The sequence below is a fragment of the Pseudonocardia sp. 73-21 genome, from assembly GCF_001899645.1.
Classification (GTDB): Bacteria; Actinomycetota; Actinomycetes; order Mycobacteriales; family Pseudonocardiaceae; genus Pseudonocardia.
The window spans coordinates 1-26937 of the sequence record NZ_MKVV01000045.1 but is presented as its reverse complement, the minus strand read 5'-3'; the positions used below and the strand labels follow the sequence as shown (position 1 = coordinate 26937).

21 protein-coding genes and 3 pseudogenes are annotated in these 26937 nt (G+C 72.9%); 10 read left to right on the top strand and 14 right to left on the bottom strand.

Annotated elements, in window-relative coordinates; all coding sequences use genetic code 11:
* Positions 1 to 9: 9 nt before the first annotated feature.
* Entirely contained in the window at positions 10 to 2040 is a 2031-nt protein-coding gene (locus BGP03_RS13915; protein WP_296375156.1) for a DUF6541 family protein, read from the top strand.
* On the opposite strand, the pseudogene BGP03_RS13910 reads toward BGP03_RS13915, so the two are convergent.
* The 5 genes and pseudogenes from BGP03_RS13910 to BGP03_RS13890 all read right to left on the bottom strand — a co-directional run bounded on the left by BGP03_RS13910 (position 2019) and on the right by BGP03_RS13890 (position 10065).
* Positions 2019 to 2653: pseudogene (locus tag BGP03_RS13910) on the bottom strand (histidine phosphatase family protein). The gene BGP03_RS13915 and the pseudogene BGP03_RS13910 overlap by 22 nt on opposite strands.
* 12 nt (positions 2654 to 2665) lie before the next feature.
* Positions 2666 to 3478 carry an SDR family NAD(P)-dependent oxidoreductase gene (locus BGP03_RS13905; protein ID WP_296375152.1) on the bottom strand — a complete coding sequence of 271 codons (813 nt, stop codon included), beginning with the start codon at positions 3476 to 3478 and terminating at the stop codon, positions 2666 to 2668.
* Positions 3479 to 3522: 44 nt separating this feature from the next.
* Positions 3523 to 5430: a glycosyltransferase gene (locus BGP03_RS13900; protein WP_298797246.1), complete on the bottom strand. Its 1908-nt coding sequence runs from the start codon at positions 5428 to 5430 to the stop codon at positions 3523 to 3525.
* Positions 5431 to 5499: 69 nt separating this feature from the next.
* The gene (locus BGP03_RS13895; RefSeq protein WP_298797248.1) at positions 5500 to 8469 is read right to left on the bottom strand and encodes an arabinosyltransferase domain-containing protein; all 2970 of its coding nucleotides are present in this window, start codon (positions 8467 to 8469) and stop codon (positions 5500 to 5502) included.
* A gap of 138 nt (positions 8470 to 8607) precedes the next feature.
* Positions 8608 to 10065, bottom strand: a complete 1458-nt coding sequence (locus BGP03_RS13890; protein ID WP_298797249.1) for an ankyrin repeat domain-containing protein — start codon at positions 10063 to 10065, stop codon at positions 8608 to 8610.
* Positions 10066 to 10219: 154 nt separating this feature from the next.
* Between BGP03_RS13890 and BGP03_RS13885 the strand changes: the two genes are divergently transcribed.
* The 4 genes from BGP03_RS13885 to BGP03_RS13870 all read left to right on the top strand — a co-directional run bounded on the left by BGP03_RS13885 (position 10220) and on the right by BGP03_RS13870 (position 12895).
* Entirely contained in the window at positions 10220 to 10864 is a 645-nt protein-coding gene (locus BGP03_RS13885; protein ID WP_296375143.1) for a nitroreductase family protein, read from the top strand.
* A gap of 229 nt (positions 10865 to 11093) precedes the next feature.
* Entirely contained in the window at positions 11094 to 12464 is a 1371-nt protein-coding gene (locus BGP03_RS13880; RefSeq protein ID WP_298797252.1) for an acyltransferase, read from the top strand.
* 87 nt (positions 12465 to 12551) lie between these two features.
* Entirely contained in the window at positions 12552 to 12788 is a 237-nt protein-coding gene (locus tag BGP03_RS13875) for an alpha/beta fold hydrolase (protein ID WP_298797253.1), read from the top strand.
* Positions 12767 to 12895, top strand: coding sequence for a hypothetical protein (locus BGP03_RS13870; protein WP_298797255.1), 129 nt, complete (start codon positions 12767 to 12769; stop codon positions 12893 to 12895). Before BGP03_RS13875 ends, BGP03_RS13870 begins: the two co-directional genes overlap by 22 nt.
* On the opposite strand, the gene BGP03_RS13865 is transcribed toward BGP03_RS13870, so the two are convergent.
* Positions 12888 to 13472 carry a TetR family transcriptional regulator gene (locus BGP03_RS13865; protein ID WP_296375138.1) on the bottom strand — a complete coding sequence of 195 codons (585 nt, stop codon included), beginning with the start codon at positions 13470 to 13472 and terminating at the stop codon, positions 12888 to 12890. The genes BGP03_RS13870 and BGP03_RS13865 overlap by 8 nt on opposite strands.
* Before the next feature lie 64 nt (positions 13473 to 13536).
* Between BGP03_RS13865 and BGP03_RS13860 the strand changes: the two are divergent.
* Positions 13537 to 14630, top strand: a pseudogene (locus BGP03_RS13860) (cytochrome P450).
* A gap of 6 nt (positions 14631 to 14636) precedes the next feature.
* Here the strand turns inward: BGP03_RS13860 and BGP03_RS13855 are convergent.
* Positions 14637 to 15578: an NADP-dependent oxidoreductase gene (locus BGP03_RS13855; RefSeq protein ID WP_296375136.1), complete on the bottom strand. Its 942-nt coding sequence runs from the start codon at positions 15576 to 15578 to the stop codon at positions 14637 to 14639.
* A gap of 111 nt (positions 15579 to 15689) precedes the next feature.
* Between BGP03_RS13855 and BGP03_RS13850 the strand changes: the two are divergent.
* A pseudogene (locus tag BGP03_RS13850) lies at positions 15690 to 16905 on the top strand (cytochrome P450).
* Here BGP03_RS13850 and BGP03_RS13845 read toward each other — a convergent pair.
* From BGP03_RS13845 to BGP03_RS13835, 3 genes are read right to left on the bottom strand one after another with little or no spacing between them, the layout of a single operon-like run.
* On the bottom strand, positions 16895 to 17323 hold the full coding sequence (locus BGP03_RS13845) for a VOC family protein (RefSeq protein WP_296375133.1): 429 nt from the start codon (positions 17321 to 17323) through the stop codon (positions 16895 to 16897). The pseudogene BGP03_RS13850 and the gene BGP03_RS13845 sit on opposite strands and share 11 nt — an antisense overlap.
* A 3-nt stretch (positions 17324 to 17326) precedes the next feature.
* On the bottom strand, positions 17327 to 18082 hold the full coding sequence (locus tag BGP03_RS13840) for a decaprenylphospho-beta-D-erythro-pentofuranosid-2-ulose 2-reductase (RefSeq protein ID WP_296375131.1): 756 nt from the start codon (positions 18080 to 18082) through the stop codon (positions 17327 to 17329).
* A gap of 58 nt (positions 18083 to 18140) precedes the next feature.
* On the bottom strand, positions 18141 to 19493 hold the full coding sequence (locus BGP03_RS13835; RefSeq protein WP_296375129.1) for an FAD-binding oxidoreductase: 1353 nt from the start codon (positions 19491 to 19493) through the stop codon (positions 18141 to 18143).
* A 72-nt stretch (positions 19494 to 19565) separates the two neighbouring features.
* Between BGP03_RS13835 and BGP03_RS13830 the strand changes: the two genes are divergently transcribed.
* The 3 genes from BGP03_RS13830 (at position 19566) to BGP03_RS13820 (ending at position 21082) form a co-directional block, all read left to right on the top strand.
* A complete protein-coding gene (locus BGP03_RS13830; RefSeq protein WP_298797259.1) occupies positions 19566 to 20162 on the top strand; it encodes a DUF1707 domain-containing protein in 597 nt (198 codons plus the stop codon).
* A 147-nt stretch (positions 20163 to 20309) separates the two neighbouring features.
* Complete coding sequence (locus BGP03_RS13825; RefSeq protein WP_296375125.1) at positions 20310 to 20588, top strand: hypothetical protein; 279 nt, start codon at positions 20310 to 20312, stop codon at positions 20586 to 20588.
* Between the two features lie 77 nt (positions 20589 to 20665).
* Complete coding sequence (locus BGP03_RS13820; protein WP_296375123.1) at positions 20666 to 21082, top strand: GtrA family protein; 417 nt, start codon at positions 20666 to 20668, stop codon at positions 21080 to 21082.
* A 54-nt stretch (positions 21083 to 21136) separates the two neighbouring features.
* Here BGP03_RS13820 and BGP03_RS13815 read toward each other — a convergent pair whose 3' ends face one another.
* The 4 genes from BGP03_RS13815 to BGP03_RS13800 are packed head-to-tail and all read right to left on the bottom strand — an operon-like array spanning position 21137 to position 26582.
* Positions 21137 to 22438: a UDP-glucose/GDP-mannose dehydrogenase family protein gene (locus BGP03_RS13815; RefSeq protein WP_298797262.1), complete on the bottom strand. Its 1302-nt coding sequence runs from the start codon at positions 22436 to 22438 to the stop codon at positions 21137 to 21139.
* Between the two features lie 19 nt (positions 22439 to 22457).
* On the bottom strand, positions 22458 to 23465 hold the full coding sequence (locus tag BGP03_RS13810) for a NosD domain-containing protein (RefSeq protein WP_296375120.1): 1008 nt from the start codon (positions 23463 to 23465) through the stop codon (positions 22458 to 22460).
* On the bottom strand, positions 23462 to 25348 hold the full coding sequence (locus BGP03_RS13805; protein ID WP_296375118.1) for a right-handed parallel beta-helix repeat-containing protein: 1887 nt from the start codon (positions 25346 to 25348) through the stop codon (positions 23462 to 23464). Before BGP03_RS13805 ends, BGP03_RS13810 begins: the two co-directional genes overlap by 4 nt.
* Entirely contained in the window at positions 25335 to 26582 is a 1248-nt protein-coding gene (locus tag BGP03_RS13800) for a glycosyltransferase family 2 protein (RefSeq protein ID WP_298797264.1), read from the bottom strand. Before BGP03_RS13800 ends, BGP03_RS13805 begins: the two co-directional genes overlap by 14 nt.
* Between the last annotated feature and the right edge of the window lie 355 nt (positions 26583 to 26937).

Below are 26937 nucleotides of genomic sequence, written 5' to 3'. Positions count from 1 at the left end.
GCGAGCACCGTGGCCGCCCCCGTTCAGGTCAGACTGCCCGCGCAGCGGCTGCCACCCCGGGTGCCCCGGCCACCGGCGGCACCGCTGCCGCGGTTCCCGAGGTTCCTGCTGGCCGTCGTCCTCGGCGTGGTGGCGGCGTGCGCGGTGCTGGTCGCCCGGTCCACCGGCGTGCTCGAGAACGGCGCGGCCCTGGTCGTCGCCGTCCTGCTCGTGCTGCTCGTCCCCACCTCGCGCGACCTGTGCCGGCGCATCCTGCTGGCCGGCTGCCTGCTGCTGGGCTGGGTGCCGCTGCTGTGGTGGGTGCCGCTGCCCGTCGGCGGGCTCGGGCGGGTCACGATCGGGCTCGCGCTCCTCGCGGGTGGGCTCGGCGCCTGGGTCGGCTGGGGCGAGCGCCCGCTGCGGCGGGCGGCCCGGCTGCTGCCGCGACCGCGCGCGATCGACCTCCTGGTGCCGGTCACCATCGGGGCCGGGCTCGTCGAGCTGCAGACGTGGCTGCAGGTCAAGACCGCCCGCCAGACACTGGGCATGCTGATGAGCGGCTGGGACAACTCGGCCCACTTCAGCATGGTGAACATGATCCGCCGCAACGGCGTCACCACCGACGTGCTCGCCGCGCCGCCGGGCGGGGGCACCTGGCAGTTCGACAGCTACCCGCAGGGCTTCCACGCCGTCGTCGCCACCCTGATCGAGGTGATGGTGGGCCCGACCCGGGGTGGCCTGGGGGCGGAGCTGCTCGCGTACTCGCAGGCCGTGGCCCTGCTCGTGATCGCCCTGACCACGATGCTCGTCGCCGGGTTCTGCGCGCTGCCCGCGCTGCGCCGCCGCCCCGTCGTCGCGGTGCCGGTCGCCGCGTTCGTGGCCGCCGTCTTCTACGTCGGGCCGGGCGCGACGTCCATCCAGGGCGGGATCGGCAACTTCACCATGGCGTGTGCGCTGGTGGTGGCGGCCGCGCTCATCGCGGTGCCGCAGGCGCGGGTGTTCGCACCGCTGCCGCTCGCGGCGCTGGGTGGTGCGGTCGTCGGCATCGCGTCGAGTTGGGTCCTGCTGCTGGTGCTGGCCGCGCCGGCGGTGCTGGCGCTCGTCGTGCCGTTCGGGCGGCGGCGCTGGGCGGCGTCCTGGCCTCGGATCGTCCTGTCGCTGGTCGTGGTCCTGGCGGTCCTCGGCTGCCTGTGGCGCACGGTCGTCGTGATCTCCCGCGTCCAGGCGGCGAGCCCGCTCACCCTGACCGGTGGCGTGCCCCCGGTGAACCTCGGGCTGGCCGCCGCCGCCGCGATCGGCCTGGCCGGTCTGTGCCTGATGGTGCGCCGTGGAGCCGCCGACGCCACCCGGTCCATCCGGACGCGGGTGGCCGCACTGGCCCTGGTCCCGCTCGTCGCCGTGGGTGTGACGATCGGCCTGGTCCTGGTGCAGATCGATGCCAACGGCAAGGCCACCTACTACGGGCTGAAGTTCATGCTCGGCGCGGAGATCGTGCTGCTGGTGCTGCTGGCGATCCCGGTGGCGCACCTGCTGGGCAGGCGCGTCGCCGGCCCCCGGAGCGTCCTCGGATCGATCCGCGGCTTCGGCGGGTCCGTCCTGGTCGCGCTCGCCGCCACCCAGGTCTTCGGCCTCACCGTCGTCGATCTGGCCGACGTCGGGCTGGGCCCGGAGGCACCGGGCAGCGCCAACCTCGCCCAGCAGGTGCGGGTGCTGCGCCAGCCCCCGAGCACGGCCGATCTCGCCGACCGCGTCATGCGGGCCGAGGCGGCCGGCGGCCTGCCCGCCCACTCGTTCTTCGTCGACGCGCGGCCGGACCGCCCGATCAGCTCGATCCTCGCCGCCCAGTGGTATCTCTCGCTCACCGACACGTGGACGACGCAGGCCAACTACGTCGCCGCCGGCATCCGCTTCGCCGACCCCACGGCCGGCGCGGCCGACCAGGTGCGCTGGATCCTCGCGACCGGCCCCGACACCGTGGCCGTCGTGCCGTTCGAGAGCCGGTACGGGGTGCTGAAGGCGCTCGACCGCCCGGATCTGGCCTACCGTGTGGTCGGGATCTGACCGCTCGCGTCGCTCGCCGGTCTCCACTGCTCGAACGGGCGGTCCAGCGTCCAGCCCGACGGCCCGGAGGTCAGGATGCGGTCCTCGCAGCAGGCCGGGTTGGACAGGGCCTCGAACAGGGCCACCGACCAGCCCAGGGCGCGGCGCGCGAGCAGGCGCATCGTCAGGCCGTGGGTGACGACGAGGTACACGTCGACGTCGGCGGTATGGGACGGCAGCTCGGTGAGGAACGCCGCCAGCCGGTCGTCGCACCGGACTCGCCGTGGCTCAACCGGTAGAAGAAGTGGCCGTAGACGTTGCGCTCGGCCTCCTGGCGCACCTGCTCCTCGGGATCCTGCAGGTTCCCCCAGTCCTGCTCGCGCAGCCGGGGCTCCTGCACCGTCCACACCGGGTCGAGATCCAGCAGCGCGAGGGTGTGCAGCGTGCGCCGGTAGGGGCTGACGAACACCCCGAGCCGCCCGCCGCCGACCAGCCCGCGGATGCGCGCCCCGGCGTCGCGGGCCTGCTTCTCGCCGTGCTCGGTGAGCGGCAGGGAGTGGTCCGGGATGGTGGTGTACGCCGACTTGTCGACGTTGCCCAGGCACTCGGCGTGGCGCAGCAGGATGACCCTCACCCGCGCATCAGATCATCCCCGGGAGGCCACCCGCCGCACGATCCCCTGGTAGGCCGAGCCGAGCACGCGCTGCATACCGTCGATGGCGAAGGCGTCGGGGCCGACGAAGATGCGCGCGCTGTCCTTCTCGACGCCGCGCAGGATCGTCGCGGCGGCGACCTCGGGCGTGGTGCGGGCGATGCGGTCGAACAGGTCGCTCGTGGCCTTCCCGTCCACACCGGCGGCGAAGCGGCCGCCGCGGGCGATGTTGGTCTTGATGCCACCGGGGTGCACGCAGCTGACGGACACGTTCGTGCGGGCGTTCTGCATCTCCTGGCGCAGGGCCTCGGTGAAGCCGCGCACCGCGAACTTCGACGCGTTGTACGCTGCCTGCCCGGGCACCGCGATCATTCCGAAGATCGACGAGATGTTGACGACGTGGCCCGAGCGCGCGTTGACCATGTGCGGAAGGAACGCCTTGGTGCCGTGGACGACGCCCCAGAAGTTGATGCTCATGATCCACTCGATCTCGTCGAGCTCCAGGGCCAGCACCGGACCCGTCATGGTCACGCCGGCGTTGTTGACAACGAGGTCGACGCGGCCCTGACCGTCCACGACCTGCTCGGCGTAGGTCCCGAACGCCTCGCGGTCGGAGACGTCGAGCACCTGGTGCTCCACCTTGGCCCCGGCGGCGAGACAGGACGCGGCGGTGGCGGCCACGCCGTCCGCGTTGACATCGGACAGGGCGAGCCGGGCGCCCCGTCCGGCCAGGTCGAGCGCGAGCGCCCGCCCGATGCCCGATCCCGCTCCGGTGATGACGGCGACCTTGTCCGCGAAGTCCTTCATGGGGGGGAGGTTACCGCAGGTAAGTTACCGGCGGTAGGGTCACGTTACTCGTCGACCCCGTAGAGCCGCGCCCAGTTCGCCCGGCTCGTCAGCGCAGGCACGGCGTCGCGCCAGCGCTGCGCCACGCCCGGGCCCTCGGTGCGCAGCCGGTTCATCGCCACCAGGCCGCGCTTGGCGAGCGTGACGGCCTGGTCGTTGTCGCGTTGCCGGATGCGCACGCCCATCTCACCCATGTCGGTGACGACCGCGCGGTCGAACTGCGAGACGTGCCACCAGTGGGCGTCGCCGGCCGCGACGGTGCCGGTGCGGAACGGCAGGCGGCCGGTGAGGTGGTAGGCGGCCCGCTTGGCGAACGTCAGCCACAGGTTGCCCGGCTCGTTGGACGCGCGGACGGCCTGCAGCTCACGGAAGTCGTCGGGCAGCTCCGAGATGGGGTGGACGACCGTCTCCGGGTACGCGGCCCGGATCCGCCGGATCTCCGCCGCGGCGCCCACCGAGCCGTCCTCCATGATCTCCGGCCCGTCGAGGAAGTCCTCGATGGCCTGGCACAGCGTGGCGGTGAGCCCGTAGTGCATGGCGATCAGGTAGGTGGACAGCAGGTGCCCGACCCGGATGTTGATCCGCTTCGTCGAGAAGCCGGTGTGCAGCGCCGCCATGATCAGGCCGTTGCGCAGGTTGAAGTACCGGTGCCACTCGTCCCAGTCCTTCCAGCCGAAGTCGGCGTGCCAGACGCCTGCGCCGGGCAGCGTGACCGTCGGGAAGCCGTGGGCGCGGGCACGGTAGCCGTACTCCACGTCGTCCCACTGGAAGAACAGCGGCAGCGGGTAGTCGATCTCGCGCACGATCGCGGCCGGGATGAGGCACGACCACCAGCCGTTGTACTCAGAGTCGACGCGCAGCTCCTGGTTGATCGGCATGCCGCGCTCGTCGGCGCCGAGGAGGTCCGCCTCCTTCAGGGCGCCGGGGATCTGCAGGCCGTTGATCAGCTTCTCGGAGTCGGCCCGCTCCGCGGCGACGTGCAGGTAGCCGGGGTGCAGCAGGTTGAGCATCTGCCCGCCGACGATGGAGGGCTTCGTGGTGCTCGCGGCGAAGGCCGTCAGGCGCACGATGATCTCCGGCTCGAGCATCACGTCGTCGTCCATCAGGAAGACGTCGGACTGCTCCTCCGGCGCACCCGCCGTGGCGTCGAACAGGCCGCGGGTGAAGCCGCCCGCGCCGCCCAGGTTGGGCTGGCGGGTGTAGCGCAGCTGCGCCCCGAGCGCGGCCGAGACCTCGAGGAAGCGCTCGCGCGACTCCAGCGGGTCGCTGCCCTGGTCGACGACCTGCACGGTGCCGACGAGCGCGAGCGCGCCCGGGTCGTCGACCAGCGCCTGCAGCGTGTCGAGGCACTCCTCGACCCGGTTGTAGGAGCAGATGACGATGTCGGTGCGCGGCACCGGACGGGTGGTGGCCACGCTCCACCGCACGTCGGAGACCTTCATCTCCGCCAGCTCCGTGGAGAGCTCCAGGTACATGCCGCCGCCGTCGAGGAAGCGGTCGATCGGGCCGACGAACCGCACCACGTGCTCGGTGGCGTTCTCGACGTCCTCGGTGGCGACGATGCGCCACACGCCGTTGGTGTCCGACGCCAGCAGCCGCACGCGCCCGGTGCCGGAGACGACGGCCTCGACCTCGACGTCGGCGACGGGGGTCCAGCGCTGCCAGTAGGCGGCGTGGAACCGGCCGAAGTAGGTGTTGGTGGTCACCTTCGAGCCGGGGGCGAGGTCGACGCGGTGCCGACGGCGGCGGGCCGCGCCGCGCTCGACCACCGAGTACAGGTCCTCGGGTGCCTGGCCCGACGGGCCGAAGAACAGCCCGCGCTGGGCCAGCACCCGCCCGGTCGCTCGTACGTCGGCGGGCGCGGCCGTCACATCGTCGTGGGACGTGTCCGTGGTGTCCGTTGTGCGAAGCATGCGAAGCGGTCGTCCTCCGGTCGGGGGTTGCGCGGGGTTGCCGCCATTGTGCGGCCGGCCACGTGCCGGTCACCCGACGGGGTCGAGCCCGGGTACCCGGGTGCGCCCGTCAGCGTGCCAGCCCATGACCGTCTGATCTGCGACGACAGGCCGTGGACGGGCCAGATCGGTGAGCGGGACCCAGCGGTAGAGCTGAGCGGCGTCCCGGGTCGGGTCACCGGCGAGGTAGGTGGGCATGCGCTGCTCGGTGACCAGCAGCCGTGGTGCGGCGAAGGGCCCGCCGAACGCCGGGGCGTAGGTGATCCCGGCCGACGGGTCGCCCGCCGGGGTGCCCACCTCCCACTGCGGGAGCTCCGCGGTGCCCAGCGGCAGCGCGGCGGGCCTGATGCAGCCGAACAGGAACGCGACGGGCCAGTCGAGCACGGCGGAGCTGCCCGGTGGGAGCAGCGTCTCCATCGGCGTCAGCTCCGGGACGCGGGGGAGCGAGACGAGGACGGGGGGCTGGTCACCGGTGGTCGGCGCGTCCACGGCGAGGCGGACGGCCTCGGCGCCGGCGGGGGCCATCTGCCGCAGGTCGCGTGGGGCGTCGGCGCCGGACGTCAGCCGACGCTGGTCCACCACGGCTCCGGCCTTCCCGAAATCCATGGTCAGGTTGTCGCCGGGCCGCGATGTGCCGACGGTCGTGACGACCACGGGGAGGCGCCCCGAGCGCTGCGCGGGGTCGAGGGCGAACCAGCCGGTGGTGGTCGTGCCGGAGACGGCGATGCCGGGCACGCTGGTGCCCCCGATGTCGACGGTGCGCTCCGTGCGGGTGACGGGCCCGCCCAGCGGGGGGAGCATCCCGGCGGCGGGGTCGGTCTCCACCGACAGCAGCCGCTCCAGCCCGCACGGCTCGCCCCGCACGGTGGCCAGTGCGTCGGAGGCGAGCGTGTAGGAGTCGCGGTGGGCGGCGGCGACCCGGGCGAGCCCGCCGACCTGCAGCAGCAGCACCGCCACCAGCACGATCGCCACCAGCGGCGCCGGGGCGGGCACGCGCCGCGGCACCCCGACGGCCGTCGCGCCACCGGCCCGCAGCCACGCCTCGCGCCCGACGAGCACGGCGACACCCGTCCCGCCCAGCGCCAGCACGAACGTCGAGACGCCCTTGCCGGCCAGCTCGGGCGGCACGGTGCTGAACATGGGCGTGAACCAGTTGGAGGCGTAGGGCCACACGTTGTAGCCCGCGAGCACCAGCGCGGTGACGCCGGTGACCGCGCCGAGCGCGGTGACGAACGGGTGGGCCCGCCCGCGCAGGGGGGAGCCGGCGAAGGCCACCAGCCCGAGCAGCAGGACGCCCGCACCGACCCCGGCCACGTCGCCGAAGTGCTGCGTCCACTTGGTGGGGGTGAACGTCATGGCGACGAGCCCGAGCCCGAACGTCGCCACGAGGCGCCCGGCCGGCCCGGTGGCGATGCCGGCTCGGCTCCGACGCCCTCGTCCGTATCCCAGGGCCCACAGCAGCCCCACCGCCGCGAGCACGGTGAGCAGCACGGCCGCGCGCTTGCCGATGGACGCCTGGAACGAGCCGGGCTCCAGCAGGTTGGCGTAGCGCTGGTACTCCTCGAACCACGGCTGCCCGCCGCCGATCAGCGTCCGCACGCGTGTGGACTCCAGCACGGCGGCGAGGCTCTGGTCGGAGACCATCAGCAGCACCGCCGCCGCCGGCGACGCCACCAGCACGGCGAGGATCGGCCACCCGTGCAGGTCGCGACGAGCACGCAGCACCCGCAGCAGCGGCAGCAGCCCGGCCAGCACCGGCATGAACGCGATCAGCCCGCCCGGCGTCAGCGCCGTGGTCATGCCGGCCACCAGCAGCCCGACGGCCAGGGGCAGCACCCGGCGCGTCGCGATCGTCCGCTCGACGGCGAGGAACGCCCCCAGCACCCCGACGGCCACCCACGGCTCGGGGCGCAGGCCCAGGTTGTAGGGGATCCACCAGGTGGCGAACGCCAGCGCGGCCAGCCAGGGGGTGGAGCGGCGGGCGGCGAACCGGCCCAACCGCGGCACCGCGAAGCGGGAGAGCAGCACCCAGCACACGACGCCGAGCAGGGTGGACGGCAGGCGCATCCAGAGCGTGGAGCTCCCACCCGCCTGGGACCACAGGGAGAACAGGTCGTAGAACCAGCTGAACGGCGCCTCGGGCGCGTTCAGCCAGCGGTAGACGTTGCCGACGAAGCCGTTCTCCCCGCGGCTGCGGATGATCCCGGCGATGTAGCCGTCGTCGACGGTGATCGAGCCGATCACCCACCAGACGGCCAGCAGCGCGATGACCACGACGTCCACGGCCCGGGGCCGCCACCAGTGGCGGGGGAGCAGCCGGGCCGCGGGCACCTCGATCCGGGCCAGCGCCACGAACATCCCGAGCAGCGCGAGCACGCAGATCGCGGCGAGCGCGGCCTTGACCGGGGAGATCGTGGTCTGGAACCGCGTGTCGGCCGTGAGGGAGAGCGTCACGCCGGCGTCCACGTCGGTGAACGCCCCCGCCACGTCCGGGCGCACGTCGCCGTCGCGGGTGAGCACCGGGCGGCCGTCGACGGAGACGGTGGTGCGGGTGTGGTCGGAGACGACGCCGACCGCACAGCGGCCTGCCGGGAGCGGCACCGTGCCCAGCTCGACGCCCGCGCTGGTGACGCGCAGCGCGTCGCCGGTGGAGGTGACCCGCAGGCCCGACAGCGGCTGGGCCGCGGCGTCCGGCCGGGGCGGGGTGGTGGAGAGCAGCAGGTCATCAGGGGTGCGGGCCGCCTCGCAGTCGATCGAGGCGGTCAGCTGCACCGGCTGGTAGGGCATCAGCGGGATCGCCGCCGCGCCGTCGGAGGCGGTCCAGGAGTAGGTGACCTGGGGCTGCACCACCGGGGCGAGGGGGAAGGCGACCGCGGCGAGCGCAGCGATGAGCCCGAGGACGAACACCAGTCGCCCCCGGGTGCGGGAGTTGCCGCCACGGCGCGGGGTCTCGGAGCTGTCCGGCTCCGGCGGGGTCACCGACCGTGCGGGCGAGAGCACGCGGTCACCCTAGTGCGGTGGCCACGGACGATCACCGGGCCCTCGCGCGTGCCGGATCCCGCTCCGTGTGGCGGCGCAGCTCTGGCCGCTGTCGAGAACCGTCGAGAATCATGGCGTGCCGTTCGGCCGCGACGTCCGTCACGAGGCCGGCCCCTGTCGCCGGAGCCGGTCGGCCAGCTCCGTGTGGCCGGCGTGCGCGGCCCAGTCGGCCGGGGTGCCGTCGAACCGGCGCTCCCGGACAGCGGGATCGGCCCCCGCGGCGAGCAGGACCCCGACCGTGTCCACCCGGCCCGCGTGAGCTGCCTCGTGCAGCGCCGTGGAGCCGAACCGGTCCTGCCCGTCGACCGGGAACCCCAGTTCCAGCAGCAGGGGGACGGCGTCGTCGTGACCGAGCTGGACGGCCTCGACGAGCGCTCCGGGACGCTCCCGGCGCGCGGTGGCGGCGAGGGACGGGTCGGCGGCCAGCTGGGCCCGCACGGCCGGCCCGTCGGCGGCCAGCGCCGCGGACAGGAGCCGGTCGGCGGGCCCGAGCCGCTCGCTCGTGCCACCGGCGGCGGCGAGGAGGTCGGCCGCCGCGGTCTGCCCCGACCGCACCGCCACCTCGTAGGCGTTCCGGTCACCGTGGATCGGGTGGTAGCCGGTGGTGTCGGGGTCCACCCCGTGCGCCAGCAGCAGCGCGACCCGTTCGGTGAAGCCGCGCTCCGCAGCCGAGCGCAGCTGTTCGCCGACCATCTGCGCCGGGGTCGGGTAGGCGTCGGCGCCCAGGCGGTCGCGCCACGGGCTCGGCCGGTCGGTGCCGAGCCCGAACGCGAAGAGCACCTCCAGGAAGTCGTTCTCCGGGGTGAACATGCGGTTGTAGAGCGTCTGGTTGTCGTTGGGGTCGGCTCCGGCCCGCAGCAACAGGCGGGCGATCGCCGGGCCGTCCGGATGGGGTGGCTCCGCGCGCTCGCCCCCGCCGAACACTCCGGTCAGCGCCGTGAAGGGGGAGGTCAGGCCGTGCCAGAGGAAGCCCGCGTCCGGGTCGGCGCCGTGCTCGAGCAGAGTGGCGGTGCTCCCGAGGACGTCACCGGGATCGGGCAGCCGGGCGTAGGCGAGGTAGAGCAGCGGCGGCCAGCGGTAGGGCCCGGTCTCGGCGTTCGCGGTGTCGGGGTCGGCGTCCAGCGCCGCGGCGAGCTCGGCCGTCCGGCCGCACACGGCCAGCGTCGCGACGCCGGACGTCGCGATCTCCGGGTGCCCGACGAGGAGGTCGCGAGCCGCAGCGGGAGCCGACGGGTCGTGGCGCGCGTAGTCCAGGCAGGCCAGGCGCAGGAAGCGGTCGGCGTCGGTTCCGGCGTCGGTCGGCTCGTCGAAGGTCCGGGTCAACCGCTCGATCGTGGCCAGGTGTGCGCGCAGGGCCGCCCAGTCGGCGAACCCGAACGCCCGCGCCAGCACCCGTTGCGCCCGGGCGAGCGAGACGGCGTCGGCGACGGGCGGGTCGTACTCGGCCAGCAGCCCGAGGGCCTCGGGATCGCGCGCGGCCACCCCGTCGCGGATCCGCTTGGCCTGCTTGCGCAGCCACTCGAGGTCGGGGTTGTCGGGCAGGGACCAGCGACGCACGGGAAGCCTCCTTCGCGCTGTCCGGCGGTCCGCGTCGCCGGGCGAAGAAGGTGGGTGGATGCACTGCATCGGTGGTGCTCAGGTGGGCTCTGCCCTCTCCGCGGACCGGTGGCGCCCTGCTCGCCGACGTCGACGTTAGCGCATGATCGGGGCCATGACACTGCCTCTTTCCCCGGACGAACTGCTCACCACCACCCGTTCCGTGCGCAAGCGCCTCGACCTGGACAGGCCGGTTCCGATGGAGCTGGTGCGCGAGAGCCTCGAGGTGGCGCTGCAGGCCCCCACGGGCAGCAACCAGCAGGGCTGGCACTGGCTGGTGGTCACCGACGCGGACAAGCGCAGGCAGATCGGCGACTACTACGCCGAGGCCTTCGGTGCGTACCGGAACTCCCCGACCTACGCGGGCAACGCCGAGGGGCGCAGCGCGGAGCGGCAGGCCGTGCAGGCGCGCGTCACGTCGTCGGCGGAGTGGCTGGCCGAGCGCATGGGTGACGTGCCGGTGCACGTCGTCGCGTGCATCACGGCGGGAGAGGAGCTGCCGCGGGGCAACCAGGCCGGTCTCTGGGGGTCGCTGCTCCCCGCGGCGTGGAGCTACCAGATCGCCGCGCGCGCTCGCGGGCTCGGCAGCGCCTGGACCACGCTGCACCTCAAGTACGAGAAGGAGATCTCGGCGCTGTTGGGCGTCCCGCCGAACGTGCGCCAGGGCGTGCTGCTGCCCACCGCCTACTTCACGGGCGAGACGTTCAAGCCCGCGAAGAGGGAGCCGCTCGACGCGGTGCTGCACGTCGACACCTGGTAGCCCTACGTGGTGTCCGGCTCCGCCGCGGCGGGGCCGGACCGGGCGTTCGTGCACCCGATCAGCGCAGCCCACTGCGTACGGAAAGTGATCGGTACCGACATACCGGTACTGCTCGGGTGTCACTCGCACCGTGGATCGAAAGGCCCTCGTTGCCTCGAACGTGACGACCGCAGGCCCGCAAGCCACCCCATCCGGCGATCAAGCCGCACCCGCGCGTGAGTTCCGGGCCTTGACGGGTCTGCGCATCGTGGCGGCGGTGTGGGTGGTGCTGTTCCACTTCCACTTCTCGCCCCTGCCGGGTGTCGCGCACGTCGCCGCCTGGTTCGGCCCGCTGATCACGCAGGGCGCGCTCGGCGTCGACCTGTTCTTCGTGCTGAGCGGCTTCGTCATCGCCCACACCTACCTCGACAAGCTCGGCCCGGCGTTGCGGGTCGGGGCCACCGCGAAGTTCGTGTGGGCGCGGGCCAGCCGGATGTGGCCGGTGTACGTGCTGGTGTTCAACCTGTTCGGCCTCTGGCTGGTGGCCCGCATCGTGTTCGGCGGTGGTGGGAACATCGCCTACCAGTCGGTGCAGCCCGTGGTGAGCGTCGGCCAGTGGGTGCAGCAGCTGCTCATGGTGCAGATGTGGAACAACCAGTACCTCGACGGGGCCTCGTGGGTCGGCCCGACCTGGTCGCTGAGCGCCGAGTGGCTGGCCTACATGCTGTTCCCGGTGGGCGCGCTGGTGTTCTTCCGCCTGCGCACCCTGCCGGTCGTGGTGCTCGCCGTCGGCTCGCTCGCCCTGATGACGCCGATCGCGATAGCCTACCTGTCGACGGGCAGCCCGTACTACCCGTGGAGCTGGGCCGTGCGGGTCCTGTGCGGCTTCGGCGCCGGCGTGCTCGCCCACCTCGTGGTGCGGCGCATGCGGTCGACGGAGAAGGTCCGCAGCCGGGCCTCGGTGCTCGCCGCCGCCACGCCGCTGGTGATCGCGGCCGGCCTCATCGTCGGCGAGGCGGCCGGGTCCGGCCGCGGTGGCGCCGTGCTGGTGCTGTTCCCGGTGCTCGTCGGGGCGCTGGCGCTGGCCGACCGCGGCCCGGCGGGGTTCCTGGCCCGGCCGTGGATGGTGCAGGGCGGCCGGATCTCCTACAGCCTCTACCTCGTCCACATCCCGGTCTTCGAGATCTACTGGACGTTGCTGACCCACTTCCACGTGGTCGAGCGGCACGCGGTCCTCGCCTACGCCTCCGCGGTGCTCGTGCTCCTCTCGACGCTGGTGGTGGCCTCGGTGGCGTTCCGCTTCGTCGAGGAGCCCGCCCGCCGCCGGATGCGCCGCATGCACCTCCCGCGCCGCCGCCCGAGCGCCGCCCCGGCCCCCGACGCCCCGCGGGCGACGGTGCCGCAGCAGGCCCGGCCCGTGTCCGCGCCCGAGCTGGTGGCCGCCTTCCGCGACGTCCACGTCGCCGCCGCGTTCGTCGCGCCGGAACCCCGCCACGCGGCGACGGCGGCGCGGCGCCCCACCCTCGCCGCCGCGCTGGTGAATGCGCAGCGCAGGCGGCCGGCCCACCGGGCGGACCTCGTCGCCGCGGTGAACCGCATGGAGAACATCCGCGCCACCTGAACTGGCTGAGCTGGGGAGCGCAGCCCGTCCTCCCCGCACGGTGTCCCTCACGCCGTGCGGGGAGGACGATCGATTTATCCTGTTGCTGTGTCCGTCACCACGTCCGTCCTGGTCCACGGGGCCGGCTGCACCTCCGCCGGCTGGGCGCCGGTGGCCCGCGAGCTGGCCCTGCGAGGGCACCGCACGGTGGCCGTCGACCTGCCCGGGCACGGCCTCGGGGCCACCGTCCCCCGCTCGCCGACGGCGCCGAGCGGAATGGCCGGCACCGGCACCGCGAGGAGCTGCTCGCGTACCTCCACACGATGGATGCGGACGAGTCGCTGAGCATCGACGACCAGGCCACCCGGGTCGATCCCGCCAGGTGGGGGCGGATCCCGCACACCTACGTCCGGCTGACCGAGGACCACGCGCTGCCGCTTCCGCTCAGCTGATCTCCAGCCCGCCGCGCAGCATGTCGATGGCCTCGGCGAGCAGCACCCGACCGTCGGTGCCCTCGGGACTGTCCAGCCAGCGGGCCAGCGCCACGCGGAACGCGGCGATCGCGGCCGCCGCGAGCACCAGCACCTGCGGGTCGTTGACGCCGAGGCCGGTGCGCCGGGCGACCCCGTCGGCGGCCGACGCGGCCATCCGGGACGACGCCGTGGTGAGCAGGCCCAGCAGCCGGGGGTGCAGGCGCAGCAGCTCCAGTTGGGCGTGCCAGATCGGGCTGGTGGTGGTCAGGCCGATGAGGTCGGCGAGAGCGGCCTCGACGGCGGTGAGCGGGTCCTCCGACGGCGGCCGGGCCTCGACGGTGTCGGCGAACCAGACGCTCTCGGCGGCGCTCCAGCCGACGACCGCCTCGTCCTTGCCGGGGAAGTAGTTGAAGAACGTGCGCGGTGAGACCTCCGCGCGGGCGCAGATCGCCTCGATCGTGACGGCCTCGGGCCCGTGCTCCAGCGACAGCTCGATCGCCGCCGTGCGCAGTGCCGCGTGGGTGGTGGCCTTCTTCCGTTCGCGCAAGCCCGCCATCGACCCACTCTACATGCAGGGCCAGAAAAGTTGCAGCCAATGCAAAAAATCGTACCGTGGCGTCATGACCGCCGCTGAGCGCGCACCCCAGCTCCCGTTCGACCGTCCCAACGTGCTGGAGGTGGCGCCGCTGCTCGACGTGCTGCGCCGCGAGGGGCCGATCGTGCCCGTGCGCACCCCCGCCGGTGATCCGGCCTGGCTCGTGACGCGCTACGACGAGCTCCGCGAGCTGTTCGGCGACACGCGGCTCGGGCGTTCCCACCCGGCGCCCCGGAACGCCGCGACGATCTCCGACGCGGCCATCCAGGACGGGCCCTCGGGCGACTACGACACCGAGGAGGCCGACCACGCCCGGCTGCGCCGGATGCTCGTGCCGTCGTTCTCGGCGAAGCGGATGCGGCGGCTCGGCGACCACGTCCAGAAGCTGGTCGCCGTTCGAGGACCGGGAGTACTTCCACCAACTGTCGGACGGCATGGCCCGGATGGGCACCGGCGACGCCGCGAAGCAGGCGCGGGTGGACTTCGAGGCCTACATGGGCCGGCTCGCCGAGGTGAAGCGCTCCACCCCGGGCGAGGACGTCCTCTCCGACATGGTGGCCTGGCAGGCCCAGGACCCGGCCTTCACCGACGCCGAGCTCGCGCGGCTCGGCGCCGGGCTGCTGTTCGCCGGCCACGAGACCACGGTGGTCCGCATCGACCTCGGCGTGCTGTTTCTGCTCACCCGCCCCGAGTTCCGCGACGCGCTGATCGCCGACCCGGAGTCAGGTCACCACCACGGTCGAGGAGATCCTGCGCCTGTCGTCGCCCGGAGGGCTGGGGCTGCTGCGCTACGCGCACGAGGACGTGGAGATCGGCGGGGTGACGATCGCGCGCGGCGACGCGGTGCTGCTGTCCACCGACGCCGCGAACCGCGACGCCGACGCCTACCCGGAGCCGGAGGAGTTCGACGCCACCCGGCGGCCCAACCCGCACCTGTCGTTCGGGCACGGCATGCACTTCTGCATCGGCGCGAGCCTCGCCCGCACGGAGCTGCGCACGGTCTTCACGACGCTGTTCCAGCGCATCCCGGGGCTCCGCCTCGCGGTGGACGTGGACGACCTGGACGTGCGCTCGGACCGGGTGACGGGCGGCGTCACGGGCCTGCCCGTCACCTGGTGAGGATCATCAGGGCAGCAGTACGACCTTGCCGCCGGCGTGGCCCTCGGCCACGAACCTGATCGCGTCGGCCGCCTCGGCGAGCGGGTAGGTGCGGGCCACCACCACCTCGAGCTTCCCCGCGCCGGCCAGGCGGGCCAGCTCGGGCCGCGCGGCGGCGCGCAGCTCGGTGCCCGGGTCGGCGCCGGGGCCACCGCCGAGGGCCTTGATGCCGGCGTCCCCGGCGCGGCCGAACGCCGCGATCGTGGCGATGCGGGAGCGGTCGGCCACCAGTTCCAGCGACACGTCGACGGCCTCGTCGGTGCCCACGGTGTCGATGGCGGTGCTGACGCCGTCGGGGGCGAGCCCGCGGACGCGGTCGGCCAGACCGTCGCCGTAGGCCACCGGCTCGATGCCGTAGCCGCGCAGGGCGTCGTGGCGGGCGGGGGCGGCGGTGCCGATCACCCGGGCGCCACGCGCGACGGCCAGCTGGGCCGCGAGCAGCCCGACCGAGCCGGCGGCGCCGTGCACGAGCACGGTGTCACCGTTCTCGACGCCCACGGCCTCGACCGTGTGCGCGGCGGTGACGCCCGCCAGCAGGAGACCCGCGGCAGGTTCCCACGCCAGGCCCGCGGGCTTCCGGGTGATCGCCGAGTCGGGCACCGTGACCTCGCTGGCGAACAGGCCACCGGCCCCGCCGCCGTAGACGATCACCTCGTCACCGACGGCGGCCGTGGCCCCCTCACCGACGGCCGTGACGACGCCGGAGGCCTCCAGCCCGACGCGCAGCGGCAGCTTCGAGGGGTCGGGAGGACCGAACGCGCCGCCGAAGATCTTGTAGTCGACCGGGTTGATCGCGGCCGCCCGTACCTGGACGGTCACCTCGTGCGCTCCGGGCGCGGGTGTCTCCACCTCGACGCTCGTCAGAACCTCCGGACCACCGAACGCGGTGGCGACGATCGCAGTAGCCATGCCCGCCGCAACAGGCATGAGCGCTCAACGATTCCCGGAGGCTGGAACCTACAGCGGACGAAAAGTTACAGCCTGTGCAGGAAGTTGTACCGTGACCGACAGGGAGGCACCATGACCACGACCGAGACCGCGCCCCGGATGCCGTTCGACCGGCCCGACGTCCTGCAGGTCGCGCCGCTCTACGAGGTGCTGCGTCGCGAGGGCCCGGTCGTGCCGGTGCGCACGCCCGCCGGGGACCCGGCCTGGCTGGTCACCCGGTACGACGAGGCCCGTGACCTATGGGGTGACCCCCGCCTCGGCCGCTCGCACCCGGCCCCCGAGGACGCCGCCAAGATCTCCGACGCCGCGGTGATGGGGGGCCCGAGCGGTCGTTACGAGACCGAGGAGGCCGACCACACCCGCATGCGCAGGCTGCTCGTGCCCGCGTTCTCGGCGAAGCGCATGCGGCTGCTGGGCGACCACGTCCAGAAGCTGGTGGACGGCTGCATCGACGCGATGGTGGCCGCGCACGACGTCTCCGCCGACGGCGTCGTGGACCTGCACGAGCACCTGTCCTTCCCGCTCCCGGTCGCCGTGATCTGCGAGCTCCTCGGTGTCCCGTACGCCGACCGCGACTACTTCAGCGACCTGTCGGACCGGATCAGCCGGATGTCCGGAGGTGACGACGCGCGCGTGGCCCAGGTGGAGTTCGCCGGCTACACGGCGAAGCTCGCGGCGGCCAAGCGCATCGAGCCGGGAGAGGACGTCATCTCCGACCTCGTCGCCGGCCAGATCGCCGATCCCACCTTCACCGACGCCGACCTGGCCACCCTCGCCGCCGGCCTGCTGTTCGCCGGGCACGAGACGACGGTCAACCGCATCGACCTCGGCGTGATCATGCTGCTCACCCACCCCGAGCACCGCGACGCGCTCGCCGCCGACCCCGACGGACTGGCCGCCACCACGGTCGAGGAGATCCTGCGGCTGTCGGCGCCCGGCGGCCTGGGTCTCGTGCGCTACGCCCATGAGGACGTCGAGGTGGGCGGCGTCACCATCCCGCGCGGGGACGCCGTCATCCTGTCCTCGCCGTCGGCGAACCGGGACAACCGACACCTTCACCGACGCCGCCGAGTTCGACCCCACCCGGCGGCCCAACCCGCACCTGTCGTTCGGGCACGGCATGCACTTCTGCATCGGGGCGAGCCTGGCCCGCACCGAGCTGCGGACGGTGTTCACCACGCTGTTCCAGCGGCTGCCCGGCCTGACCCTGGCCGCGGCCGTGGCCGACCTGGACATGCGCTCCGACAACGTCACCGGAGGCATCTCGGCCCTGCCGGTCACCTGGTGAGTGGTGTCGCGACGAAGAGGCAGAACGGGTGGCCGGCCGGGTCGGCGTAGACCCGCAGCGGCTCCTCCGGGTCCTCGATGCGGTCGAACAGCAGCCGGGCCCCGAGCTCCAGCGCCCGGACGTGCCACTCCAGCAGGTCTTCGACGGTGGGCACGGTCAGGTCCAGGTGCAGCATCTGCGGGTGCTCACCGGTCGGCCACGTGGCCCCGGGCAGCTCGTCGACGGGTTGGAACGCCAGCGCCGGTCGGCCGTCCGGGTGCCGTAGCGAGAGCCAGTCGGCCGCCCGGGCGTCGGGCCCGTCGGCGGGCCGCTCGTCACCGGGGCGGTAGACCAGGCCGAGCAGCTGCCGGTAGAACTCGGCCAGCGCCCGCGCGTCCACGCAGTCGAGCACCGTCTGGCGCAGCTGCGGGAACGCCACGGCTCAGACGGGCAGGCGCCGGAAGATCACCCGCGGCACGTGACGCAGCACGCTCATGACCACGCGCAGCGGGGCCGGGGCCCACACGAGCTCCTTGCGGGAGCGCACCGCGTCGACGACGACGGCGGCCACCGCGTCGGGGGTGGTGGACAGCGGCGCCGGCTTCAGACCCTCGGTCATCTTCGTGTGCACGAACCCGGGCCGCACCACCGTGACGTGCACGCCGGACGGGCGCAGCGCCTCGGTGAGGCCGGAGTAGAACGCGTCCATGCCGGCCTTCGTGGAGCCGTAGACGAAGTTGGAGCGCCGCGCCCGCTCGCCCGCCACCGACGAGAACGCCACCAGCGAGCCGTGGCCCTGGGCCGTGAGCTTCTCGCCCAGCGCGACGCCGACCGACACGGCGGCGGTGTAGTTGACCTGCGCCAGCTCGACCGCGGTGTCGACGTCGGTCCAGGCCTGCTCGTTGTCGCCGAGCAGCCCGAACGCGACCACCGCGACGTCGATGTCACCGCCGGTGAACGCCTTGCCGATGGTGGCGGCGTGGGTGTCGAGCGCCAGCGCGTCGAACGGGAGCTGCTCGACGGCGCAGCCGAGCTTCTCCAGCCGCGCCTGTGCCTCGTCGAGTCGGGAGGACGGGCGGGCGGCCAGCACCACGCGCAGCGGGCGGTCGGAGGCGAACGCCTCGACCACGGCGAGCCCGATCTCGGAGGTGCCCCCGAGGAGGAGGATGCTCTGCGGGTTTCCAACAGCATCGATCACGGGTAGCTCCTACTGCCGGCCCGGGGAGGGACGGATGTCGTGATGGTGGCGGCCGGAGTCACGCTGTGAGCTCCAGGCGTCGGGACATGTCGGACGCGAACACGCCCTGGGGGTCGGCGGCGTCGCGCACCTTGCGCCACTCGTCGAGGCGCGGGTAGCCCCGCCGGATGGCCTCGGGCGTGGTGCGCGACTCCTTGGCGAGGTAGTGGCGCCCGCCGGCGTCGAGGACGATCACGTCGAGCTCGTTGCACAGCGCGTTGAGACCGGGCCCGACCGGGATGTCGACGCACAGCGTCCACCCCGGCTTGGGGAACGAGAGGGGGGCGCGGTTGCCCTCGCCGAAGCGCTTCAGCACGTTGAGCGCGGAGACCTGGCCGGCGGCGGTCATCCGCTCCAGCACGGTGCGGATCACGTCACCGCGGTCCAGCGGCACCACGAACTGGTACTGCAGGAACCCGCGCGGGCCGTAGCCGCGGTTCCACTCGCCGATGATGTCGAGCGGGTGCAGGAACTGCGTGATGTTCTGGATCGCGCCGAACTTCGTGGGCGACTTGCGGTACCAGGCCTCGCTGAACAGCTTGCCCGTGAGCTTGTTGAGCAGGCCGGGCGGGAAGACGTCGGGCACCGTGAGCAGCTGCGGGGCGTCGAACTTCAGCGGGTTCGCGCGCAGCTTGGGCGGCAGCTCGGCGAGCGTGGCGTGGTTGGCGCGCATGAGGATGCCGCGGCCGAAGTGCGGGCCGGTGGTGACGGCGTCGAACCAGGAGACCGACTCGGCGTAGAGCTCGTCGTCCTGGGTCTGGCGCTCCATGAGGTCGGCCAGGTTGTCGATCTGCTCGGTGTCGACGGTGAAGTACGCCGTCTCCACGTGGTGCAGCGCCAACTCCGCGCGCACGACCACGCCGGTGAGCCCCATGCCGCCGACGGTGGCCCAGAACAGGTCCGACCCCTCGCCGTCGGGGGTGAGCTCGTGGGTGGTGCCGTCGGCGGTGACGAGCGTGAGCGCGCGCACGTGGTTGCCGAAGCTGCCGACGACGTGGTGGGCCTTGCCGTGGATGTCGGCGCCGATCGCGCCGCCGATGGTGACCTGGCGGGTGCCCGGCAGCACCGGTAGCCACAGCCCGAACGGCAGGGCGCGGCGCATCAGGGTGTCGAGGCTGACCCCGGCGTCGACGACGACGCGGCCGGAGTCGGCGTCGATCGAGTGGATCGCGGCCATCCCGGTCATGTCCAGGACGGTGCCGCCCGCGTTCTGGGCCGGGTCGCCGTAGGAACGGCCGAGGCCACGCGCGATGACGCCGCGCGGCCCGGCGGACGTGACCGCGGCGGCCACCTCGTCGACGGTCCGGGGAGTGGTCACCCGGGCCGTGGTGGGGGCGGTGCGGCCCCACCCCCGCAGGCTGGTGTTTGACATCGCCGACCAGGCTACCCGGGTCCGGAATCCGGCTCGCGCGTCCACCGGTCGGCTCCCACTATTCTCGACGACGTGACCGTCCAGCCCCCTGACCCGCCCGGCATCCGGATCTCCGACGCCGATCGCGAGCGTGCGGCCACCCGCCTCAACAAGGCGCTGGCCGAGGGCCGCATCTCGATGGCGGAGCTGGAGGAGCGGCTGACGGTCGTCTACGGCGCCCGGTACGAGCGGGATCTCATCCCCCCGCTGGCCGATCTGCCCGCGCTCGCCCACGCCGCACCGGTCCCCGTCACGCCGGCGGGCCCGGCCCTGGTGCTCAAGGCCGGGATGTCGTCGATCAAGCGCACCGGGGTGTGGGACGTGCCGCCCCGGCTGCGGGTGCTCAGCGGCATGGGCTCGGTGGTCCTCGACTTCTGCGACGCCCACAACCCGCACCCGGTCGTCGAGATCGAGCTGGAGCTGGGGGCCGGATCGGCCAAGCTGCTGGTGCCGGAGGGCGCCACCGCCAACGTCGACGACCTGGTGCCCGGCATGGGGTCGATCAAGAACAGGGTGCCGTCCCGGCCCCGGCCGGGGTCACCGCACTTCGTGGTGCACGGCCGCACCGCGATGGGCTCGGTGACCATCCGCCACCGCTACAACATCGGCAGGTACTTCCGCCAGCCGTGATGTCCAGCGACGCTGCCGGCCCTGCGCGCCCGGCTACGCCTGGACGGCCGACGGCCACCCCGTGGGCTGGCCGACGCCCGAGGACCTGAGCTACCACCTGACCACGCTGTTCCTGCCCGTCCGCCCACGGGCCGGCTGGAGCTGCGGATGCTGGACCTGCTGCCGCCCCGCCTGCGCGATGTCGCCACCGTCGTCGCGCTGGCCGCCCTGACCACGGACGCGGCCCGGGAGCTGGAGGCGCGCCTGCCTCCCACGGACGGCCTGTGGCGCGCCGCCGCCCGCCACGGCCTGGCGCACCCGGAGCTCGCCGCCGCGGCCCGGGTCCTGTTCGACGACGCCGACCTGCACGCCCCCCACGCGCCGACGCTCCTCAGTCGGCCGGGTCGGGCGGTTTCGAGGCTCAGCAGGAGCTTGCGCAGGAGCTGACGCAGCTCCAAGTTCCTTGGCGCCTCTCCATCCAGCGGCCCAATTTCCCACCGGGTGCCGCCCGCTACCCTGCCACCGTGACCGAAACGCAGGCCGAGCCCGCCGCCCCGCTGGGTCTGGTCGCCCAGCTCAGCCGGTTCGTGGCCATCGGTGTGGTGTCCGCGCTGGTCGACTTCGGCGTCTACCAGGGCCTGCTCGCCCTGGGCCTGTTCCCCAGCGGCTCGAAGGCCATCAGCTTCATCTGCGGCACCACCACCGCCTACCTGCTCAACCGCCGCTTCACGTTCGCATCGGCGCAGGGGGGCCGGAGCCGCGTCGCCGGCTTCGTGGCGCTCTACGCCACCACGTTCGCCCTCAACGTCGGCACCAACGCCCTGATGCTCGCCGTCCTCCCGGTGATGCCGCTGCGCACCAGCGTGGCCTGGGTGATCGCGCAGGGCGTCGCCACCGTCATCAACTTCGTGATGCTGCGGACGGTCGTCTTCAGGAACTGACCCGTGAGCGGATATCGGTGCCAGGGCACCGATATCCGCTCACGGCTGGTTCTCCTAGCTGCGGCCCAGCCCGATCCACGCGAAGCCCGCCCGGCGCAGGACGTCGGGGTCGAGCAGGTTGCGGGTGTCGATCACGACCGGGGCCTCGACGACGCCGGCGAGCGCCGTCCAGTCCAGGGCCCGGAACTGCGGCCACTCGGTGAGCACCACGAGCGCGGCCGCGTCCTTGGCCATGTCCAGCGGCTCGTCGACGACGGTGATGCCGGCCGTCGCGGGCACGTCCACCGGGCAGGCCGGGTCGTAGCCGTACAGCTCGGCGCCCTCGGCGCGCAGCAGCTCCGCGACGGCGAGCGACGGGGAGTCGCGCAGGTCGTCGGTGCCGGCCTTGAACGTCAGGCCGAGCAGGCCGATGCGCTTGCCCGAGAGCGATCCGCCGGCGGCGTCGCGCACCTTGTCGACGACGCGCGCCCGGGTGGTGGCGTTGGTGGACAGGCTCGCGGCGACGAGCTCGAAGTCCATCCCGGCGGCCTTGGCGATCTCCAGCAGCGCGTGGGTGTCCTTCGGGAAGCACGAGCCGCCCCAGCCGGGGCCGGGCGAGAGGAAGTTGGCCCCGATGCGCCGGTCGTAGCCCATGCCCTCGGTGACCTCGACGACGTCGGCGCCGAGGCGCTCGCACAAGTCCGACAGCGCGTTGACGTAGGACAGCTTCATGGCGAGGAAGCAGTTGGCCGCGTACTTGACCATCTCGGCGCTGGCGGCGTCGGTGAGCTGCGTCGGTGCGCCGAGCCGTGAGTACAGGGCGGCGACGCGCTCGGCGGCTTCCTGCGAGTCGCTGCCGACCACGATGCGGTCGGGGTGCAGGAAGTCGTGCACCGCGCTGCCCTCGCGCAGGAACTCCGGGTTGGACACGACGGCCACGTCGCGGCGCCCGATCATCTTGCGCGTGGTCTCGGCCGTGCCGACCGGCACCGTCGACTTGTTGACGATCACGCAGTTCGTCGGCAGCAGGTGGCGCACCTCGTTGGCCACGGCCTGCACGGCCGCGAGGTCGGCGGCGCCGCCCTCGCCCATCGGCGTGGGCACGCAGAGGAACACGACCTCGACGGGCGGCTGGTCCGGCTGGGTGATCGCGTTGCGGGCCCCGAGCACGAACTCGAGACGGCCGGCGGCCACACCCTCGGCGACGAGCTCGGGCAGCCCGGGCTCCAGGATGTCGATCTGGCCCGCGTTGAGGCGGGTGACCTTGGCCTCGTCGATGTCGGCGCACACGACGTGGTGGCCCAGCGAGGCCAGACACGCTCCGGTGGTGAGCCCGACGTAGCCCGTCCCGATGACGGCGATGCGGCGTGCGAACACGAGTTGCTCCTCTTAGAGATCAGGGTGCGCAGTCGACGTTGCTGAGGCCCTTGGCCGCGCCCGAGTCGGTGTTGCTGCACATCACGCGGTTGTCGTCGCGCGGCTTGGTGATGTTGATGGCGTATCCGTCGCCGTTGACCGTGGAGCTGTTCCCCGTGAAGGTGTTTCCCATGCCCCAGCCGTCGACGACCTGGTGCACCTGGAAGCCGTCCTGCGGGGCGTCGACGCCGGTGTTGTCGGCGATGGTCCAGCCGTTGCCCTTGACGTCCACCCAGGAGTCGGCGTCCTTCATGCCCGCTCCGGAGAACGAGTTGCCGCGCAGGACACCGCCGGTGGTGCCCTCCTTGATGTCGACGTTCTCCGCGGTGGTGTCCGAGATGGTGTTGCCCTCGATGGTGTTGCGGTCGCTGCGGTCGGGCCCGCACGAGGACTGCTCGCACCAGTTGTTCTCGGCACTGCCGACGTAGATGCCCTCGCCGAACTTCTCCGACTTGAGCCCCGTGCCGCGGATCTCGTTGCCCCGCACCACGTTGTCGGTGCTGTTCTGGCGCAGGTGCAGGGCCTCGTCGCCCGTGTTCTCGATGAGCAGCCCCTGCACGAGGTCGCCCTGGCCGCGGTCGATGATGAGGCCCTTCTGGCCGCCGCGGATCGTGAAGCCCGACAGCTGCCAGAACGAGGCGCCGTCGAGGTGCAGCGAGTAGTCCCTCGCGATGTCGCCTCCGTCGATCACGGCGTCGCGGCCGCCGCACAGCGTGATCGGCTTGTCGCTCGTGCCCGACGCCGTGGCCACGAAGTGCCCGGCGTAGGTCCCGGCGGCCATCGTGATCACGGCCCCGGGGGTGGCCCCGGAGAGGGCCTCGGTCAGCTCGTCGGCGTTCCGCACCGGGATGGCCGACGCGCCGGTGCAGGCCGGGGCGGCGGTGACGGTGGGTGCCGGCACCGGGGCGGGAGGCGGTGGGCCGCCCCCGCCGCACCCCGCGAGCACCAGACCTGCGGCCACGAGGACGCCGAGCCGGGCACGCGTCATCGGCGGGCCCCCTGGCCGGACACGACGGTGACCCGGGTGACGGGCAGGAGGGCGGTGGCGCCCAGCTCGTCGGGCAGGGCCGCGGTGGCCTCGGGCGTGACCGGCGCGTCGTAGTGGACGAGCCGCAGCGGGGTGCGCGCCAGTGCCTCGGACCCGGCCGGGCCGGGGGCCACGTTCTGGTACGGGTGGGCGACGGCCCGGTGCTTGCGGCGGTTGAACCAGATCCGTGCGGCGATCGGGATGAGCAGGATCAGCAGCCACAGCAGGAGCAGCGGGTGGTCCTGCGCGTAGTTGGTCCAGTACGCCACGTCGTCGCGGTCGACGACCCAGCGGGTGTCGTCGTTGCCGGTGACGTCGGCCGTGGCGGCCACGTCGATCCGGTTGAGGTCGACGGCGGCGAGGCCCCTTCCGGCCAGGGTGTTGGCGACCACCGAGGTGCCGCTGACGTCGCCGACGAGCGAGACGCCGTAGCGCGACGCGGTGACGGTGTTCGCGCCGAGATCGGCCACCGAGTCGGTGACGTGCAGGCCGACCGCGGAGGAGCGCACCGTGTTGTCGCGCATGCTCGCCGCGGTGACGCCGCCCCGGACCGCGATGGCGAAGCCGACGGCGTCGACGGTGTTGCCCGCGATGCGGGCGTCGGCAGCGGGTCCGCGCACGACGATGCCGTCGGCGCTGCCCCCCACCGTGTTGTCGCTGATCACGACCTTGTCGGCGGACATCGTGAGGATGCCGGTGCCGGCGTTGTCGGTGGAGGTGGAGCGCTCCACGGTGTAACCGGAGCCGCGGGCCGTGCTGGCGCCGCCCGCGGTGGCCGTCACGGCCAGGGGGGAGCCGTCCACACGGATGCCGTCGCCCGCGTTGCGCGAGGTGGTGCAGGCGGTGACGGTGATGACCTCCGCGCCGCGCACGATCGCGATGCCGTCGCGGCCGTTGTCGACGCTGGTGACGTTGCGGGCCGTGAGGCGGGTGCTCTCGCGGTGCACGAGCAGGCCGTCGAGGTCGTTGCCCTGCAACGTCGAGTCGGTGAGGACGAGGTCGGCGGTGCGGCTGCTGAACACGCCGTAGTGGCCGCCGCTCACGACGGAGTCGGCCATCGACCCGGTGGTGGGGGCGCTCGAGCTGCCGGTCCAGGCGAGGCCGCCGGTGCGACCGCTCCAGAAGCCCAGGTGGGTGACGGTGACCCGGCTGACGTCCATCTTGGCGCCGATGGCCCGGATGTAGGCGCGCCCGTCGGTGCTGTCGGTGTCGGGGGCCTGCGTCGTGGGGTCCCAGCTGGTGATGGTCAGCGGCGCATCGGCGTCACCGGCGAGCATCAGCCCGCCCTTGAACGCGACGATCGAGGCGAAGCCGGACGGGCCGCTGGTCATGCGCAGCGTGGCCCCGGGCTCCTGGAGGTTCAGCCTGGCGCCCTTGGCCACGACGATGGAGCGGATGAGCACCCAGGCCCCGTCCCCGGCCCGCTCGGCGGCGCCGAGGCGCTGCAGCGCCGGCAGGTCGTAGGGCCGGGACCGGGCGGTCAGCACCGTGGTGGGCAGCGACTGCGGCCCACCTGCCACCTCGTAGGGCACCTGGGACGGCGGCGACCCGCTGGTGATCTCGGTGATCCGGGTGTCCTCGGCCTCGACGAGAGCGGCCTGCTTCTCCGCGGCCTCCGGGCTGGTGGTCAGGGTGCCGCTCGCGTCGGACTCGGCGACGGGGCGCGGGGGAGCGGCGGGCGGTGGCGGCCCGGCGTCACCGGTGAACGCGGAGGTGACCGCGTGCACGACCGAGGCGGGCTGGGCCACGGCGACGACGCTGCTCGTGACGAGCGCCAGCCCGACGAGCGCCGCGAGGAGGCCGGTGCGTGGTCTGGCCGTCCTGGGGGTCTCAGGCTGCGCCACGGGCGTCCTCCGCCGAGGTGGTGAGACTGGCTTCGTCCTGGCCCTCGCCGCCGATCATCCCGGCCTTGCGGGTGAGCCAGCCCTGCTTGTTCATGGTCAGCAGCGCCCAGGTCTTGATCGGCAGGGCCACCATCATGATCACGACGGTGACGACGGGCAGGATCAGCAGGTCCGACGGCCGCTGGCGCAGGTGGCCCACGCTGCGGATGGCGCGCCCGACGAGCAGCCAGGCGAGGCCCAGGATGATGGCGAGCGTGCGCTGCGGGCCGAGGAACGCCGCGATCAGGTAGTAGACGGTGGCGAACATCGTGACCGGGGTGAAGAGGATCTGGAACACGGTGAGCTGCGAGATCAGCGGCACCCGCCACAGCCAGCCCTTGTGGATGGCCGTGAGGTAGCAGCGGTAGGAGTTGCGGCTCCAGCGCACGCGCTGCTTGCAGAACGCCTTGAACGTGGCCGGGAACATCGACAGCGCGCGGGCCGAGTCCTGGTGCTCGGTGCGGTAGCCCTGGGCGAGGACGAGCCACGTGAGCCGGCCGTCGTCACCGGCGACGCAGCGGCGGCCGAGGAAGAACTCGTTCTCCAGGTTGGCCAGCACCGGCATGATCGCGGAGCGCCGGTAGGCGGCGGTGCGGCCCGACAGGCACACGACGGCCCCGCCCCGCGCGGTGGCGGGCACGTAGTCGATGTAGCGCGAGTCGATGATCCAGTCGGCCACGCGGCGCCAGATGCTGCTCTGGTACTCGTAGACGTTCTGCCGGGTGCCGACCCCGCCGACCTTCGGGTCGACGAAGGGCATCTGCACCGCGTCGAGCAGGCCGGGCGTCCAGAGGGTGTCGGAGTCGCACAGCACGACGATCTCGTGCTTGGCCGCGCGGATCCCCACGCCCAGGGCCGAGCGCTTGCCCTCGTGCTTGAACATCATCACGTGGATGCGGCGGTCGCGGCGGGCCATCAGCCGGTCACGTGCCTCGGTGTCGGCCACGTCCAGGACGATGACGATCTCGGTGGGGTCCTGGGCGAGCCACGTGTCGAGGCAGCGCTCGATGATGTCGGGGTCCTCGTGGAACGAGGGCACGACCACCGACGTCGTGGTGCGGAAGTCGTTGACGAGCGGCCGGTAGCGGGAGGACATGATCTTGCGGATCAGCCAGACCGACCACGAGATGCCACCGATGACTCCGACCGGCACGAACAGCTGCCTGTGCTCCAGCAGCCGGTGCCAGTCCCACATCGTCTCTCCCGAATGCCGTTCCACCGATGAGCATGGAAATTAGCAGTGGGCCGGGGACTGCTGATCACGGGGAGGTACGACCGACTGTTCACCGCGTATTAACCTTTACCGATCGAGCGGGGCATCACCGCAGCTCAGAGCCCTGTGGGTCGGGCGGGGGCAGTCACTCGGTGTGTTGGTGCCTCGATCGCGAACGCATTAACGACTCACGCCGGAAAGGATACGATTTGCTGTTGTGATTGACATCACACTCGAATGAGGTAACGGTCGGTCGCGTTCCGGTGACGCGGTTACGCGGCTCTTCCGGAAATGGAGTGCGGCTGAGGGCGTGATCGACCGCGGGAGCGGGGTCGTG

What these genes read in the sequence shown, in the direction of transcription:
- BGP03_RS13905 (WP_296375152.1), bottom strand. Translation starts at nt 3,478, where the DNA reads ATGAAGGACTTCGCGGACAAGGTCGCCGTCATCACCGGAGCGGGATCG.
- BGP03_RS13900 (WP_298797246.1), bottom strand. Translation starts at nt 5,430, where the DNA reads ATGCTTCGCACAACGGACACCACGGACACGTCCCACGACGATGTGACG.
- BGP03_RS13885 (WP_296375143.1), top strand. Translation starts at nt 10,220, where the DNA reads ATGACACTGCCTCTTTCCCCGGACGAACTGCTCACCACCACCCGTTCC.
- BGP03_RS13870 (WP_298797255.1), top strand. Translation starts at nt 12,767, where the DNA reads ATGGATGCGGACGAGTCGCTGAGCATCGACGACCAGGCCACCCGGGTC.
- BGP03_RS13865 (WP_296375138.1), bottom strand. Translation starts at nt 13,472, where the DNA reads ATGGCGGGCTTGCGCGAACGGAAGAAGGCCACCACCCACGCGGCACTG.
- BGP03_RS13855 (WP_296375136.1), bottom strand. Translation starts at nt 15,578, where the DNA reads ATGGCTACTGCGATCGTCGCCACCGCGTTCGGTGGTCCGGAGGTTCTG.
- BGP03_RS13835 (WP_296375129.1), bottom strand. Translation starts at nt 19,493, where the DNA reads ATGTCAAACACCAGCCTGCGGGGGTGGGGCCGCACCGCCCCCACCACG.
- BGP03_RS13825 (WP_296375125.1), top strand. Translation starts at nt 20,310, where the DNA reads ATGCTGGACCTGCTGCCGCCCCGCCTGCGCGATGTCGCCACCGTCGTC.
- BGP03_RS13810 (WP_296375120.1), bottom strand. Translation starts at nt 23,465, where the DNA reads ATGACGCGTGCCCGGCTCGGCGTCCTCGTGGCCGCAGGTCTGGTGCTC.
- BGP03_RS13800 (WP_298797264.1), bottom strand. Translation starts at nt 26,582, where the DNA reads ATGTGGGACTGGCACCGGCTGCTGGAGCACAGGCAGCTGTTCGTGCCG.